Source organism: Cupriavidus sp. 05L411, assembly GCF_056398045.1.
The window spans coordinates 104580-119870 of record NZ_JBFTOQ010000006.1; the positions used below are offsets into that span (position 1 = coordinate 104580).

General features: G+C 66.2%; 10 protein-coding genes. 5 read left to right on the forward strand and 5 right to left on the reverse strand.

Annotated elements, in window-relative coordinates:
• The first annotated feature begins 62 nt into the window (after positions 1 to 62).
• Positions 63 to 1187: an AAA family ATPase gene (locus AC1DQR_RS08975; RefSeq protein ID WP_416050508.1), complete on the forward strand. Its 1125-nt coding sequence runs from the start codon at positions 63 to 65 to the stop codon at positions 1185 to 1187.
• Positions 1188 to 1235: 48 nt separating this feature from the next.
• On the opposite strand, the gene AC1DQR_RS08980 is transcribed toward AC1DQR_RS08975, so the two are convergent.
• The 3 genes from AC1DQR_RS08980 to AC1DQR_RS08990 all read right to left on the reverse strand — a co-directional run bounded on the left by AC1DQR_RS08980 (position 1236) and on the right by AC1DQR_RS08990 (position 6238).
• On the reverse strand, positions 1236 to 2099 hold the full coding sequence (locus AC1DQR_RS08980) for a c-type cytochrome (protein WP_477132888.1): 864 nt from the start codon (positions 2097 to 2099) through the stop codon (positions 1236 to 1238).
• Between the two features lie 124 nt (positions 2100 to 2223).
• Positions 2224 to 4953 (reverse strand): UPF0182 family membrane protein, encoded by a 2730-nt coding sequence (locus AC1DQR_RS08985; protein WP_416048895.1) that lies wholly within the window; start codon positions 4951 to 4953, stop codon positions 2224 to 2226.
• Between the two features lie 382 nt (positions 4954 to 5335).
• Positions 5336 to 6238, reverse strand: coding sequence for a LysR family transcriptional regulator (locus tag AC1DQR_RS08990; RefSeq protein WP_477132889.1), 903 nt, complete (start codon positions 6236 to 6238; stop codon positions 5336 to 5338).
• 285 nt (positions 6239 to 6523) lie between these two features.
• On the opposite strand from AC1DQR_RS08990, the gene AC1DQR_RS08995 reads away from it, so the two are divergent.
• The 4 genes from AC1DQR_RS08995 (at position 6524) to AC1DQR_RS09010 (ending at position 11200) form a co-directional block, all read left to right on the forward strand.
• Positions 6524 to 7504, forward strand: coding sequence for a hydroxymethylglutaryl-CoA lyase (locus AC1DQR_RS08995; protein WP_477132890.1), 981 nt, complete (start codon positions 6524 to 6526; stop codon positions 7502 to 7504).
• On the forward strand, positions 7494 to 8648 hold the full coding sequence (locus tag AC1DQR_RS09000) for a CaiB/BaiF CoA transferase family protein (protein WP_416048892.1): 1155 nt from the start codon (positions 7494 to 7496) through the stop codon (positions 8646 to 8648). The genes AC1DQR_RS08995 and AC1DQR_RS09000 overlap by 11 nt, the downstream gene beginning before the upstream one ends.
• A 69-nt stretch (positions 8649 to 8717) precedes the next feature.
• Complete coding sequence (locus AC1DQR_RS09005; RefSeq protein ID WP_416048891.1) at positions 8718 to 9707, forward strand: Bug family tripartite tricarboxylate transporter substrate binding protein; 990 nt, start codon at positions 8718 to 8720, stop codon at positions 9705 to 9707.
• Positions 9708 to 9943: 236 nt separating this feature from the next.
• Positions 9944 to 11200: a serine hydrolase domain-containing protein gene (locus AC1DQR_RS09010; RefSeq protein WP_477132891.1), complete on the forward strand. Its 1257-nt coding sequence runs from the start codon at positions 9944 to 9946 to the stop codon at positions 11198 to 11200.
• Here AC1DQR_RS09010 and AC1DQR_RS09015 read toward each other — a convergent pair.
• On the reverse strand, positions 11197 to 12504 hold the full coding sequence (locus tag AC1DQR_RS09015) for an EAL domain-containing response regulator (protein WP_416048889.1): 1308 nt from the start codon (positions 12502 to 12504) through the stop codon (positions 11197 to 11199). The genes AC1DQR_RS09010 and AC1DQR_RS09015 overlap by 4 nt on opposite strands.
• Complete coding sequence (locus AC1DQR_RS09020) at positions 12501 to 15251, reverse strand: ATP-binding protein (protein WP_416048888.1); 2751 nt, start codon at positions 15249 to 15251, stop codon at positions 12501 to 12503. Before AC1DQR_RS09020 ends, AC1DQR_RS09015 begins: the two co-directional genes overlap by 4 nt.
• Between the last annotated feature and the right edge of the window lie 40 nt (positions 15252 to 15291).

Here is a 15291-nt window from a genome sequence, read left to right on the forward strand (position 1 = left end):
CAGCGAACCTGCAATCGCTGCGCACGGCACCCGTGCTGCGCGCGCCTGCCTACACGAGCCTGATGGCGCTTGTGCCTGCCCCGGGTGTTGACCCGGACTGGCAGGCCTTGATGGCGGCACTCCCATGCCTGGAGCCGTTGCGCCGCACGCCGCAGGACCCGCGTTATCACGCGGAGGGCGACGTCTGGACCCATACCAAGCTGGTGGTCCAGTCCCTGGTGGGGCTGGATGACTATGCGGCGGCCACTTCCGAGCGCCGCTTCGTCCTGTTCCATGCGGCGCTGCTGCACGACATCGCCAAGCCCGCCACCACGCGGGTAGACCCGCAAACCGGGGCAATCGGCCAGCCGGGCCACTCGGCGCGCGGCGCGGTCGATGCGCGCGTGCTGTTGTGGCGCAGCGGTGTGCCCTTTGCCTTGCGCGAAGCGGTTTGCCGGCTGATCCACGTGCATCAGCTGCCGTTCTATGCCATCCGGGGAAGCCGGTCTGGCGAGTCCGCGGAGATGGTGGTGCGGCGCCTGTCGCTGGAACTCGATATACGCGAGCTGGCGGCGCTGGCCGAGGCCGACATGCGTGGGCGGGTATGCGCAGACAGCGAAGACGTGCTGGTCGACATCGCGCTGTTTCGCGAACTGGCGCGCGAGGAGGGATGCTATGGCCAGCCACGCGCCTTTGCGGACCGCTGGACTCGGATGCGCTACCTCAGGGGCGAAGACGTTCATCCGGACTATGCTTACCACCGCGAGGCGGGCTCCACCGTGACGGTCCTGAGCGGCCTGCCGGCCACAGGCAAGAGCACCTGGATCAAGACATGCTGCGCCGGTCTGCCGGTTGTGGGGTTTGACGACGCACGCGAGGCCCTCGGGCTGAAATACGGGAAGAACGAGGGCGCGGCGATGCACTTTGCCGTCGACCAGGCAAAAGCGCTGCTGCGCGAGGGCAGGCCATTCGTCTGGAACGCGACGCACCTGAGCCGGCAGATGCGCGCGAAAACCCTCGACTTGCTGTTCGCCTACGGCGCCGAAGTCAATGTCGTCTATCTGGAGGCCGCGGAGCAGACCATCCTGTCGCGCAACCGCAAGCGCGACACCACGCTGACCAACGCCGCCATCGAGAGAATGCTCCACAGGTGGGAGGTGGTGTCGCCGGTTGAGGCGCACTCGGTCACCTATCACATCGCCAATTGAACCGGGTGCCGGCCCGTGCCATGCCATGCGGCACGGGCGCATCAGGGCTCAGGAACCTGCGGGAGGCGCCGCCACCTTGCGCCCGGCCATGTGATGCAGATACGCCAGCAGGTCCTTCAGGTCAGCGTCGGGCAGCGTTTTCTCGTCGATCGCCGACATGCGCGCGTYRGGCCACCAGCGCAGCGACTGCGGGTCGCGGATCAGCGTGGCCAGCTTGTCGTCGCCCAGGTAGTCGACCGCGCTGTTGGGTATATTCAGATCGGGGCCAAGGTGCGCGTCGCCGACCCGGTTGAGGGAGTGGCACGAGAAGCAAACGCGCTGGAATGTCGCAAAGCCGCGCATGACCGCGCCGTCCGCCGGCAGGCCGGGGGCGGGCCGGATGGCCGCAAAGCGCTCCGCCGGCGGCGCGGTGATGTCGATGCGCACAATGCTGTACGTCCAGAGGCTCTCGTTGACAAGGGAAGCGGCGCGGCCCGCCGGCACTGTCCAGATCAGGCGGAACGGCCCGATGTCCTGGCCCTTGAGCGTCGGCCACGGCGCGGCAGGATTTTCCACCGCGAGCCAGGCGCGCGGCTCGTCGGCGCTATCGGCCAGCAACAGGCGCGTCGGCAGGTGAGAGACATAGCCATCGCTGGCTGCGGTCGTCGCACTCGCGTCGGCCGTCACCGGCATGCCGCGCAGCAGGGCGGCCAAGGGAATCGCCTTGAACGTCAGGCGGCGTTTCAGGTTGTCGTCGTCCACCGTCACGTCGGTCAGGCGGCGGTCTTTCAGCAGCGCATCCCGCGTCCAGTTGCGCTGTTGCGCACCGGCGGCAATGGTCAGCGTCGCCGTGTCCGCGGCGCAAGCCGGACCCGCCAGGAACGCCATGGCGCATCCAAGCGCACCAACGGCCATTGCGATCCAGACTTTCATGGGTCTTCCTCCAGAGCGAGCGAACAATGTGCGGCGGTCGTTGGCGATCATTCTAGCCGTTGCAAGCGAGCGTCGGCTTTATCGCCGGCTCGGCGGCAGGCGCGGTCGCTTGCATGATCGTTTGTCATTTCTGCGTATCGGCGCGCCCGGCGCCGAGCGCTTCGAGCAGTGGCTTCAGTGCATCGAGTTCCGCGCCAAAGCCGCCCCAGTCGCCTGCCTTCAATCGCTCCATGGCGCGGTCATAGTGGGCGAGTGCCTCGCGGGCGCGGCCGTCTGGTGCGCCGCCGGGCGCGGCCGCCACCGGGGCGGCTTCCTTGAAGAGCGCCGCCAGGGCCGCGCCCAAGGTTTCCTCCATCACCACATGGTCGCCATAGGCGGCGATCACCCGTTTCAGTTCGGGCAGCTGACCGGACTCCGCGCGCAAGTAGAGCGGCGAGACGTAGAGAATCGAGTTGTCGATGGGCACGACCTGGAGGTGGCCGCGGATGACGCGCGACCCCATCTGGTTCCACAGCGAAATCTGCTGCGAAATCTCGGTGTTTTGCTGGATGCGCGCCTCGATCTGGAATGGCCCATAGACCAGCTTGTCCTTGGGAAAGGCATAGACGACGAGCTTGCCGTAGTCAGGCGGATCGCAACGCGCCGCCAGCCACGCGATCATGTTCTCGCGCTGGCTGGGCACCATCGGCAGCATCAGCACGAATTCGGCGCGCGGCTGCGCGGGCAGCCGCACGATCATGTAGTAGGGCGTCATGGGGGTGCCAGGGCCGGTGCCCGCATCGATGTCGGCCTGCTTGCGCGGGAACTGCCAGAGATCCTCGCGGTTGTAGAAGACTTCCGGCGTTTCCATGTGATAGGCGCGGTAGACCTGCGCCTGGATCAGGAACAGGTCTTCGGGGTAGCGGATATGCTGCTGCAGGTCTTGCGGCATCGCGCCCAGCGGCTTGAACAGGCCCGGAAAAATGCGCTGGTACGTCCGCACCACGGGATCGGCGGGGTCGCTGATGTAGAAATCGGCAGTCCCGTTGTAGGCATCGATCACCACCTTGACCGCGTTGCGGATGTAATTGTCGCCGTCACCGGTGCCCGGCTGGGAGTATGGGAACCAGCGGCTGGTGGTATAGGCATCCTGGATCCAGAAAAGCCGCCCGCCGACGACGACGATGTAAGGGTCATGGTCGAGGCTGAGGAACGGGGCGATCGTGCGCACCCGGTCCTGGATATTGCGATGGAGCAGGATCCGGCTCGCGGGCTTGATATAGCTGGTCACCAGGATGTTGGGATCGTCGAATTGCCAGGCGAAGAGGGCCTGCAGCGCCATGCTGCCGATGGCGACACCGTCGCGCCCGTGGTAGGTCGTATAGACGTTCTCATCGCCTTTGGGGTAATCGAATTCGGGCGCGTTGCCGTTGACGATCACATAGCCCTTGCCGCCTTCACCAAAGTACAGGCGCGGTTCACCGATGGTCGGGCCGCCGTTGGAGACAGGCGGAATATCCTTCAGGTAGAGCGTAGGCAGGCCTTCCGTGGATTTCTCGGTGACCGGCGACATCACGACGCCATTGCCGTGGGTGAACAGGAGATGCAGGTTGACCCAGGTCTGGGCATTGGCAGGAAGCAGCGACGGCTCCAGCTCCCGCGCCGAGAGCATCACCTGCTGGTAACGGGTGTCGAACCGGTAGCGGTCGATGTCCGTCGCCAGGAATTTGTAATAGGTCCTGATCTCCTGCAGCTGCGCGTAGGTATCGCGCAACGGCTGCAGATCCCACAGGCGGATGTTGTCGATGGTCGGGCGATTGGCCTGCAGCGCGGCGAGATCGAGGTTCTGCTCGGCGGGAAACGGCTTTACCGAGATTTGCGCCAGGCCATAGGCGTCGCGTGTCAGCGCAATGTTGTGGGCGATATAGGGCGTCTCCAGCTGCAGTTCGTTCGGCTTGACATAGAAACGCTGGAACAGCGCCGGGTAGATCAGCACCAGTACCAATGCGCTGCCGAACACGGCTAGCGCCGAGGCGGCAGGAATGCGATAGCCTCGCCAGCGCATATTGGCCCACGAGGCGGCTGCGGCCGCGGTGGCCAGGCCGATCAGCGGCCACAAGACTGGCAGCCCGACATGGATATCGGTATAGCCGGCGCCTACGACCACGCCGTTGTCCCCGTAGAGCAGCAGAAAGCGGTCGAGCCAGTAGGACCAGGCCTGCAGCAGGAAGAACAAGCCCAGCAGGGCCGAGCCGTGGGCGGCGGCCGCGGGTGAAAGCCCGCGCGGCGAGCGCATGCAGGCGATGTCGCCGCGCATTCCGTACACCGCGGCGGCGGCCGCCGCGCTGCAGCACAGCAGCAGTAGCAGCCAGTTCCTCAGCGCAAGATAGGCGGGCAGCGAGAAGAGATAGAAGCCGATGTCCTTGCCAAAGATCGGATCGGCCTTGCCAAAGGGCACCTGGTTGAGGTAGCGAAGCACGAGGTCCCAGTCCGGAATTTCGCTGGTGGCGAGGAGCAGGCCCAGGAGGACGGCGGCACCGGCGATGGCGGCGTGCCAGGGCAGATGCGGCGCGACTTCGCCCACCAGCTCGCTCAAGACCTCTGCCTTCCAGGAGCCAGGCGGGCTCGCATAGCGGTGCGCCAGCGATCCTGATACCCAGATCGCGCCCGCCGACGCAGCGAAGACAGCGGCGAACAGAAGCACCTTGGTGACAAGGACCGTCCAGAAGACGTTGACATAGCCGATGGAGGAAAACCACAGCCAGTCAACCAGCATGCCGGTGAGGCGGCCGATGACGATCAGGCCGATGATGCCAACCGCAACCCTGGCGGCAATGCGCCTCAGGCGCAGGCTGGATATCCCTGGCGAGCGCATCGATCATGCTCCTTTGCTGGACCGTCATCCGTGGCCTGCGGCTGCCCGCAACAAGGCAAAGGTCCAAGTTGGCCCGGCCCGACAATTCATTGTAGGTGGGGAATCATCCGGCAGCAGATGGACATTTACGGGCTGTTTATGCCTGGCCGATAGCTTTCTACGCCATTTGCATGGGCGAGTTCTTAACCTGTGGACTGTCACAATTCGGTGAGCAACATGATGCCGCACAGCCGCAATGCACTACGCACAGGCCAGCCTCATCACGGTGGCGGGTATTACCTGAAACTGACCGGATGCCTGCTGGCCCTCGGTTTGCTGTACGCCTTGTCATCGTGAAACCAGTCTGCGCCGACTGCGCAAGGCGACGCGCGCAGGCGTGCCGTCAGCCTGCCGCCTTCTGTTCCAGGTAGTCCACCAGCAGCCTTGCCGCTGGCGAAAGGCTTGCCTCGTCGCGCATGCAGATCGCGAAGCGGCGCTGCGCCCAGCTATCGGTGAGCGGGACCACCCGTACGCCAAAGCTGGCGTAAATGGGCTCAACCACCTCGCGGGGCACGATGGCAAGACCCAGATTCGCGCGCACGCAGCGCAGGGACGCATCGAACGAGGAAACCACCACGCGGTACGCCATCGGCTTGCCGATGATGGCCGCGGCGCGCGCGAGCATGGTGTGCACAGCCGTCTGCCCGGGCAGCCCGATGTGGTCGAACTCCAGCGTTTGCTCAAACGTGCAATCCGGCTGGCTGGCGAGCGGATGCTCGGGATGCACGATGGCCGCCAGGGCATCGCTGCGATAGGGGCGGGTCTGGAATCCTTCCAGATCCGCGGCATCCCAGCAGATAYCCAACGGTGCGGATCCCTCACGCAATGCGCGGACGAGGTCGCGGCTGAGGCTTTCCTCGACGGTGACGCGGATGTCCCGATGCTCGGGCACCTGCAGGAAGCTCGCGATATCGTCGGGCAGCGACTCGGCCATGCACGATACCGTGGCCAGCAAGCGGACTTGTCCCTTGATGCCGGTCCCGTAGTCGGCCATGTCGCGCTCCACGCGATCAGCTGCGGCCAGCATGGCGCGAGCGTGCTCAAGCAGGATCTCACCCGCCGCGGTCGGGATCACGCCGCGCCGGCGCCGCTCGAACAGCGTGACGCCCACCGTGTCTTCCAGCTGCGCCAGCCGCTTGCTGATGGCCGAAGCCACGATGTGCTGCTGTTCGCCGGCGCGCGCCATGTTGCGGGTCTCGCAAACCGCAACAAACAGGCGCAGGGAGGTGAGGTCTAGATCACGCATCGAAAGCCTTGCACAGAGGATTTCCAATTTGGAAATTTAGCGCGGCCATCTTAACGCTTTTTGTCGCAACCGGAAATTCCTCGGGCTGGACGCAAGCGTTGGCACTTGGCACCTCCTGTGCGGCAGTCGGCGGGCCGCTGGCTCGGGCACGCATCGGAGTGATTCGCTCAGATGTTCCAATCCGGAATGCTAGCGCTTCTTGATTACCGCTTCTGGCCTAGGCTGGAACAACATAGAGTGCATAGGCCAGACTGAAGCACCAACCTCCGAGGGGACACAGATCCAATGACAACGCACATTCCATCGGCACCGCGCCAAGCCGTGATCCGCGAGGTCGGGCTGCGTGACGGGCTGCAAAGCATCGCCACCATCCTGCCGACTTCCGCCAAGCGCGAGTGGATCCAGGCGGCCTATGCGGCGGGCCAGCGGGAGATCGAAGTCGGCTCGTTCGTCCCGGCGAAGCTGCTGCCGCAACTTGCCGATACCGCGGAACTCGTGGACTTTGCCAAGTCGCTGCCGGGGCTGTTCGTCTCGGTCCTGGTGCCAAACCTGCGGGGCGCGGAGAACGCCATCGCCAGCGGCGCGGACCTGATGCTGGTACCGCTTTCCGCCAGCCATGCGCATAGCCTGGCCAATCTGCGCAAGACCCCCGACGAAGTCGTGGCCGAAGTCGCCAGGATCCGCGCCGAGCGCGACGCGGCCGGCTCCCGCACGCTGATCGAAGGTGGCGTGGGCACGGCCTTTGGCTGCACGATCCAGGGCCATGTGGATCCGGAGGAGGTGCTGCGGCTGATGCAGGCCCTGCTGGACGCGGGCGCCGATCGCGTGAGCCTGGCCGACACGGTGGGCTACGCCGATCCCGGCATGGTCCGCCGCCTGTTCGAACGCGCCACGGCAATGGCCGGCGACCGCTTCTGGTGCGGCCATTTCCACGACACGCGCGGGCTTGGCCTGGCCAACGTCTATGCCGCCCTGGAGGTCGGGGTGCCCCGCTTCGATGCCTGCCTCGCCGGCATCGGCGGCTGCCCGCACGCGCCCGGCGCCAGCGGCAATGTCGCCACCGAAGACCTGGCCTACCTGCTGGGCAGCATGGGCTTCGATACTGGCATCGATATCAGCCGTCTGCTGGCGCTGCGCGAGCGCGTGGCCGGCTGGCTGCCCCATGAAACCCTGCACGGCACGCTGTGGCGCGCCGGCCTGCCCAAGACATTTCCCGCATCGGTTACCGATGCGGCTGTCCACCTGGGAGAGAACCATGCACGCTGAACATGCCTCCTTGCCGCTCGCCGGCGTCCGCGTGGTTGAGTTCACCCATATGGTGATGGGCCCGACCTGCGGCATGATCCTCGCGGACCTGGGCGCTGAAGTCATCAAGGTCGAGCCGCCCGGTGGCGACAAGACCCGCAACCTGCCCGGCCTTGGCATTGGCTTCTTCCGCTCGTTCAACCGCAACAAGAAGAGCGTCGTCATCGATATCACCACCCCGCAAGGGCAGGCCACGGCAGCGGAGCTGGTTGGCCAGTGCGACGTGCTGCTGGAGAACTTCCGCCCGGGGCTGATGGCGAAATGCGGGCTGGATTACGCTACGCTGTCCGCCAGGTTTCCCAAGCTGATCTACGTCTCGCACAAGGGTTTCCTGCCCGGTCCCTATGAACACCGCCTGGCGCTCGACGAAGTCGTGCAGATGATGGGCGGCCTGTCCTACATGACCGGGCCCAAGGGCCGCCCGCTGCGTGCCGGCACCTCGGTCAACGACATCATGGGCGGCATGTTCGGCGCCATCGGCGTGATGGCTGCCCTGCGGGAGCGCGACCGTACCGGCAAGGGGCAGGAAGTGCAGAGCGCGTTGTTCGAGAATTGCGTGTTCCTGTCGTCCCAGCATATGCAGCAGTTCTCGATGACCCGCGAGCCGCCGCCGCCGATGCCGTCGCGCGTGTCCGCCTGGAGCGTCTATGACGTGTTCACGCTGGCCGAAGGCGAGCAGCTCTTCATCGGGGCCGTCAGCGACAAGCAGTTCAACACCTTGTGCGACGTGCTGCAACGTCCCGACCTGGCCTCCGATCCGGCGCTTGCCACCAACGCGATGCGGGTGGCGGTACGCCCGGCATTGCTGGAGCGGCTTGGCGAGATTCTCAAGGACCACCGTGTGGCAGCGCTGTCGCCGAAGCTCGAAGCCGCGGGCATTCCCTACGCGCCCATCATGCGTCCGGAGCAACTGCTCGATGACCCGCACCTGAGAGCAAGCGGTGGCCTGGTGCCGATGCAGACCGAGGACGGCGGCACCACCGACGTTGTGCTGCTGCCGCTGTTGATGGGGGGACGCAGGCCCGGCGTGCGCATGCCGCTGCCGGGCATTGGCGAGCATAACGACGAAATCCTGTCCGGCCTGGGCGCGCATAGCCCGGACTGAATCCTCCCGCATTGCCACGTGGCTTCGGACGGCCACGCGGACCAGAACGATAAACATACGGAGACAGACATGGCATTCCCCCTTTCGCGCCGGGCAGCACTCGGCATGGCCGTTTCGGCGATCGCATTTACGCTTGCCTTGCCGGCCGGCACCGTGCTGGCCCAGGGCTCGGGCCGGCCGGTGCGCCTGATCCTGCCGATCAGCGCTGGCTCGGGCGTGGACGCGATCGCACGCGCTGCCGGGCCTGCGCTGGGCAAGAGCCTGGGCCAGCCGGTAGTGATCGAGAATCTTCCCGGCGCCGGCGGCATAACCGGCGCGGCGGCGGTGGCCAAGGCGCCACCCGACGGCACCACGCTGGGCCTGTTCTCCAACAACCACGTGATCAACCCGAGCGTGTACAAGAAGATGCCGTTCGACGCGATCAAGGACTTCACGCCCATCAGCGTGATCGGCTCGACGCCGCTGGTCCTGGTGGTCAACCCCAAGGTCCCCGCGAAGAATGTGCAGGAACTCGTTGCCTTGCTCAAGGCCAAGCCCGATTCGCTCAACTATGCCTCGTCGGGCAACGGCACCATTATCCAGCTCGCCGCCGAGATGTTCCTCGATGAGGCGCATGTCAAGGCTCGCCATGTGCCCTACAAAGGCACCGGACCGATGATGACCGACCTGATCGCGGGCCAGGTGGAGATGGGTGTCGTGGCCCTGAACGCCGTGGCGCCCCACCTGAAGAGCGGCACCCTGCGCGCGATCGGCCTGTGCGGCGCGACGCGCTCGCCGGCCGCACCGGATCTTCCCACCATCGCAGAACAAGGCTTGCCCAACTACGCGGTCGAGGGCTGGTTTGCCGTGGTAGGCCCCGCAGGGCTGCCGCCGGCCGAGGTCAAGCGCCTCAACACGTTGTTCGCCAAGGCATTCACCAGTCCGGACGTGCTGGAAGCGATGAAGAAGCAGGGCAATACGATCAGTCCCAGCACGCCGGAGGCAGCCGCCAGGTTCTTCCAGAGCGAAGCGGCGCGCTATGCGGCTCTGGTCAAGAAGGCCAATGTGACCCTGGAGTAAGGGCAGGGGCCGCATAGCGCATCGCATCGTTCGGCGAGTCGAGGCGATCCGTGCGGCAGACGCCGGCCCACGCCGTGGCGTTCACCGCTTCTCCGGTTTCATTGAATGTTGCCGCTGCCCGCGCAGCCCGCTTGGCGTGGGGAGGCGCCGATGTCATGATGGCGAGGTGCGAGCGAGCGGCATTTCCAGCCAGCGCGCCGGCATTTCACCTACGGTATCAATGAGGAGACACGGATATGCAAGGCAGGCAAACGCAGGGGATGTCCCGCGAGCGGCTTGGGCGGGTCGAACGTTTCATCGACGACGCCTATGTCGCCACCGGCAAGTTGCCCGGCACGCTCATCCAGGTGTGGCGGCGCGGCGAATTGGCGCTGAACTCGGTGTTGGGCCTGGCTGACCGCGAGCGGCAGGTTCCGCTGGCCGAGGATTCGATCTTCCGCATCTACTCGATGAGCAAGCCCGTCACCTCGGTGGCGGTCATGATGCTGGTCGAGGAATGCAAGATCGCCCTGGACGATCCGGTCAGCAAGTACATCCCGGCATGGGAAAACCTGGGCGTCTACGCCGGGGGCTTCATGGAGAGTTTCCAGACGCGCCCGGCTGCACGCCCGATGCTGGTGGTCGACCTGCTGCGCCATACGTCCGGCCTGACCTATGGTTTCCAGCAGAACACCAACGTCGACGCCGCTTACCGCAAGCAGATGCTAGGCGAACTCGCCACCGGCGGCACGCTGGACGACATGATCGCGAAGCTGGGCAAGCTGCCGCTCGAGTTCTCGCCGGGCGAGGCCTGGAACTACTCGGTTGCCACCGACGTGCTGGGTTACCTTGTCGGCAAGATCAGCGGAATCCCTTTCGAGACCTTCCTGAAGGAACGCATATTCGATCCGCTGGGCATGGTTGACACTGCCTTCCACGTGCCGCAAGACAAGGCCTCGCGCCTTTGCGCCTGCTACGCCGTCGGCTCGCTCGGTTCGAAGGTGGTATCCGCGCGCGCGCCGGTCCTGCAGGACGATCCCCGCACCAGCCCCTACCTGAAGCCGCCAAGCTTTATCTCCGGCGGTGGCGGCCTGGTGTCCACCGCGGCTGACTACATGCGCTTCGCACGCATGCTGTTGCAAGGCGGTGAGCTGGATGGGGTGCGCCTGCTGGGGCCGAAGACCCTGGCGCTGATGACCGCCAACCATTTGCCGGGCGGCGTGGACCTGCCGCGCATGTCGCGCTCCATGTTCAGCGAAGCCACCTATGATGGCGTTGGCTTCGGGCTCGGCTTCGCCACCACGGTGACGCCGGCGACCACGTTGATTCCCGGCAGCGCCGGCGACTTCTTCTGGGGCGGCGCGGCCAGCACCTTCTTCTGGGTCGATCCGCAGGAGGACCTGATCGGACTGTTCCTGACCCAGCTCCTGCCCTCGTCCGCCTACCCGGTGCGCCGCCAGCYGCGCACGCTGGTCTACAGCGCCATCACCGAGCCCGGTGCGGCGGCACGCTAAGCGCCTGGCGAGCCGCAACCCGTGGTCTCCCAAACGCTGCCCAGCACGTCTCCCTGCCCAATGTCGCATCCCTCCCATTTGAAGAACTGCAGTTCTTCCGAGCTGGCCAGGCCATTGGCCAGTACCTGCATGCCGAGTGTGTGCGCCAGTGCGATCACGGCACGCGCGATGGCGGCGCGTTTGGCATCGGTTGCCACGTTACGCACGTAGTCCTGGGGAATCTGCAGCCGGTCGGGCAGCAAGCGCTGCAGGTTGGCCAGCGAGATGGGCGTGTTGCCAACGTCGGCCAGCGTGACGGACGCGCCTTGCTCCTGGATGCGGGCGCAGGCCAGGCGGGCGGCTTCCGTGGCGGTGCCCAGCAGGATGCCCGGCAATTGCAGGTCGAGCACGTTGCCGGCCTGGGCGGTCTCGCGCAGGTATTGGCGGAGCAGCTCCGGCAACGCCAGCAGTTCGGACTCCTCGGCGCCGGCCATGAGCGGCAGCAGGATGGGGACGCTGACGCGGGCCGCGCCGGATAGGGCGGCTTGCGGATCCGTGTGCCAGGCTAGCGCGAGTTCGCACGCGCGGCGCAGCAGCGCGGCATTGATCGCGCCAATGAGGCTTGGGCTGCGCACGTGGCTGGCGATCTCGGCATGCGGCATCCAGCCGGTGGGACCCGGCCACGCCGGCAGCAGCGCGATGGCCGCAATGGCGGCGGAGCCCAGGTCGAACTGGGAGACGGCTTGCAGCCGGTACTGGCCGCTGTGCAGCGCTTGCTCGATGGCAGCTTCGACCTGCGCGCCGCTACCTGCCTCGGCGGCCGGGCGCTCGGGCGGGCGCGGCGCGCCTTGCGTGTGCGGGGCCGGCTGGGGCAGGGCATGGGCTTGCTGCAAGGCCTTGACGTACTGGTACGCGCGCAGGCCGCCGATGACGACGGAGGTCAGCTTCTGCGCGGTCATCTCCGTCTTGAGGAAGTAGCCATTGATCTCGTAGCCGGTCACCACCTCGCGCTCCGGCGCCATGCCGGGATGCCCGGTGCGCAGCACGATCTGGAGGTCGGGGTTGCGCAGTTGCTCGCGGATGTAGCGCACCGTGGCCAGGCCGGCATCGTCGGTTTCCATCACGACATCGAGCAGCACGAGCGCGGTATCAGGGTGAGCGGCGAGATGGGCCCTGCAGGCTTCGCCGGAATACACGCTGTGGAACTGGATCTTGCGCCCGGAGAAGGTCAGGTCCATCAGCACCAGGCGCGTGATCTCGTGCACGTCGGGGTCGTCGTCGACCAGCAGGACCTGCCACGCGGGCATGGACAAAGAGGAGTTCATGGCAGAGTCCTGGCGGATACGATCGGGATGGTGGCCTTTGCCGAGGGCGTGATGCGGGGCATGCGCAGGGTGAAGACGGTACCGCCGCCATGGGTACTGCCCGCATGGCCCACGGCGATGGTGCCGCCCAGGCGCTGCGTCACCAGGTTGTAGACCAGGTGCAGGCCCAGGCCGCTGCCACCCTTGCCGCGGCGCGAGGTAAAGAAGGGCTCGAAGATCTTCTCATGCAGGGCGTCGGGAATGCCGCTGCCGTCGTCGGCGTAGCGGATCACGACTTCGTCACCGGCGGCGAGCCGGGCGGCGATGCGGATGGTGCCGCGCACAGGGCCTGTGTCGCCGCTGCCGAATGCGTGCACCAGCGAGTTCATGACCAGGTTGGTGAGGATCTGCGCGATCGCGCCGGGGTAGCCGTTCATGGCGATGCCGGCCGGGCAGTCGATCAGCAATTGCACATGCGTGTCGCGCAGGCGCGGGTCGAGGCTGACCACGGTCTCGCGGATATAGTCGCCCAGGTCGAAGCTGCGCCGTTTTTCGCTGGTCTGGTCGACCGCCATCTGCTTGAAGCTCTGCACCAGCTCCGCCGCGCGGTTGGCGTTGGACAGCAGCAAACGGGCGGATTGCGCGGCGTCCGACAGGTAGCGTTGCAGCGCCTCGGGTGCCAGCTCGTTGCTCGCCACCAGCGCCTGCGTGGCGCTGGTGCGGTCCTGCAGGTAGGAGGCGGCGCTGACGGCGATGCCCACCGGCGTGTTGATCTCGTGCGCCACGCCCGCAACCAGTCCGCCGAGAGAGGCCATCTTTTCCGCGTCCACCAGGTTCTTGCGCGCGGACTCGAGATGGCGCAGCGACTCCATCAGTTCCGCCTGCGCCAGCTCGCGGCTTTCGTGTGACAGCACGATCCACCACGCGCCGAAAGCCAGCAGCGGCAGGGTGGCCGAGTACACGCGCAGCAGCAGGCCGCCGATCCCGTCGGCGTGCGAGGCATGGCCTTCGCCGATCAGCCGGTAGGCGAGCAGGAACACGGCGCCCATGGCCGCCGCGGCAATCACGAACAGGCCGAGGAAGCGCGCCAGCCGCCGCAGGAAATGCGGCGGCAGTATCCGCAGGAAGCTGCCTTGCCACGGCGCCGCCTGCATTTGCGCGGCGGTGCCGGGCGCCTTGCAGGCATCGTGGCAATGGTTGTCCAGGCCGCAGCACAGCGAGCAGATCGGGCCCGCATAGAAGGGGCAGTGCGCCATGTCCTGTGCTTCGTAGTCGCGCTCGCAGATGCAGCAGCGGATCGGCTCGTCGGTGTGCTTGTCGAGGGGCTGTGGGTCTTCCCGCGCGATGTAGTACCGGCCGCGGGTCGCATAGGCGATCACGATGGCGCTGGCGAACGAAGCGCCCAGCGCGATAAAGGCGCAATAGGCTTGCGCCAGCGCGCCAAGCAAGCCGGAGTAAGCACCGATGCCGGCGAGCGAGGCAATCAGCATGGCGCCGCAGCCCACCGGGTTGAACGCATACAGGTAAGCCCGGCGGAACTCGATGTGCCGCGGGCTGATGCCTAGCGGCTTGAGCACGACAAGGTCGGCCACCAGGGCGCCGAGCCAGGCGATCACCAGGTTGGAATACACGCTCAGCACGGCCTCCAGCGTGCTGAAGATACCCAGCAGGGTGAGCAACAATGCGATCAGCACGTTGAACACCAGCCAGACCACGCGGCCCGGATGGTAGTGCGCCAGCCGCACGAACACATTGGACCAGGCCAGTGAGCCCGCATAGGCATTGGTCACGTTGATCTTGATCTGCGACACGAGCACGAACAGCATCGCCACCGCGAGCACCACCTCGGGCCGATCGAATACCTGCCCGTATGCCCACACGTACATGTGGATCGGTTCCATCGCGTGATTGGCGGCTACGCCGGCTTGCAGCGCGAGCACCGCCAGCAGGCTGCCCGCCAGCACCTTGAGGCCGCCGATCACGATCCAGCCCGGGCCCGCCAGCAGCAGCGCGCTCCACCAACTCCAGCGGTTCTGCGGCGTGCGGTCGGGCAGGAAGCGCAGGTAGTCCACCTGCTCGCCAATCTGGCCCATCAGCGAGAACAGCACGCCGGTGGCGGCGCCAAATGCGAGCACATTGAAGGCCGGCGAGGCCGCATCGCGCCCGGTGAATGCCGCCCATTGCGCCAGCACGCCGGGATCGTGGCGCAGGATGTAGGCGAAGGGCAGCACCAGCAGCACCGCCCACAGCGGCTGTGTCCACATCTGCAGCTTGTTGATCAGCGTGACGCCGAAGAACACCATCGGCACGATCACCAGCGAGCAGACCAGGTAGCCCACTGTCAGGTTCAGGCCGGTGGCAATGGCGAGCGCCTGGGCCAGGATGGCCGACTCCAGCGCGAAGAAGATAAAGGTAAAGGACGCGTAGATCAGCGAGGTGATGGTGGACCCGGCATAGCCGAAGCCCGCGCCGCGCGTGAGCAGGTCAATGTCCACGTTGGCCATGCTGGCGTGGTATGCCACCGGCAGCCCGATCAGGAAGATCAGCGCGCAGACCAGCAGGATGGCCGGGAACGCGTTCTGGAAGCCAAAGCTGAGCGTGACGCTGGCGCCGATGGCTTCCAGCGCCAGGAAGGACACGCCGCCGATGGCTGTGTTGGCCAGCGTGAACGGCGACCAGCGCCGGTAAGAGCGTGCCGCATAGCGCAGCGCGTAATCCTCCAGCGTTTCATTCGCGACCCAGGATTGATATTCTCGTTTGATGCGCATGGCGTGGTGGCGTCGGGTGCGATCCGGGTCGGGACGGATG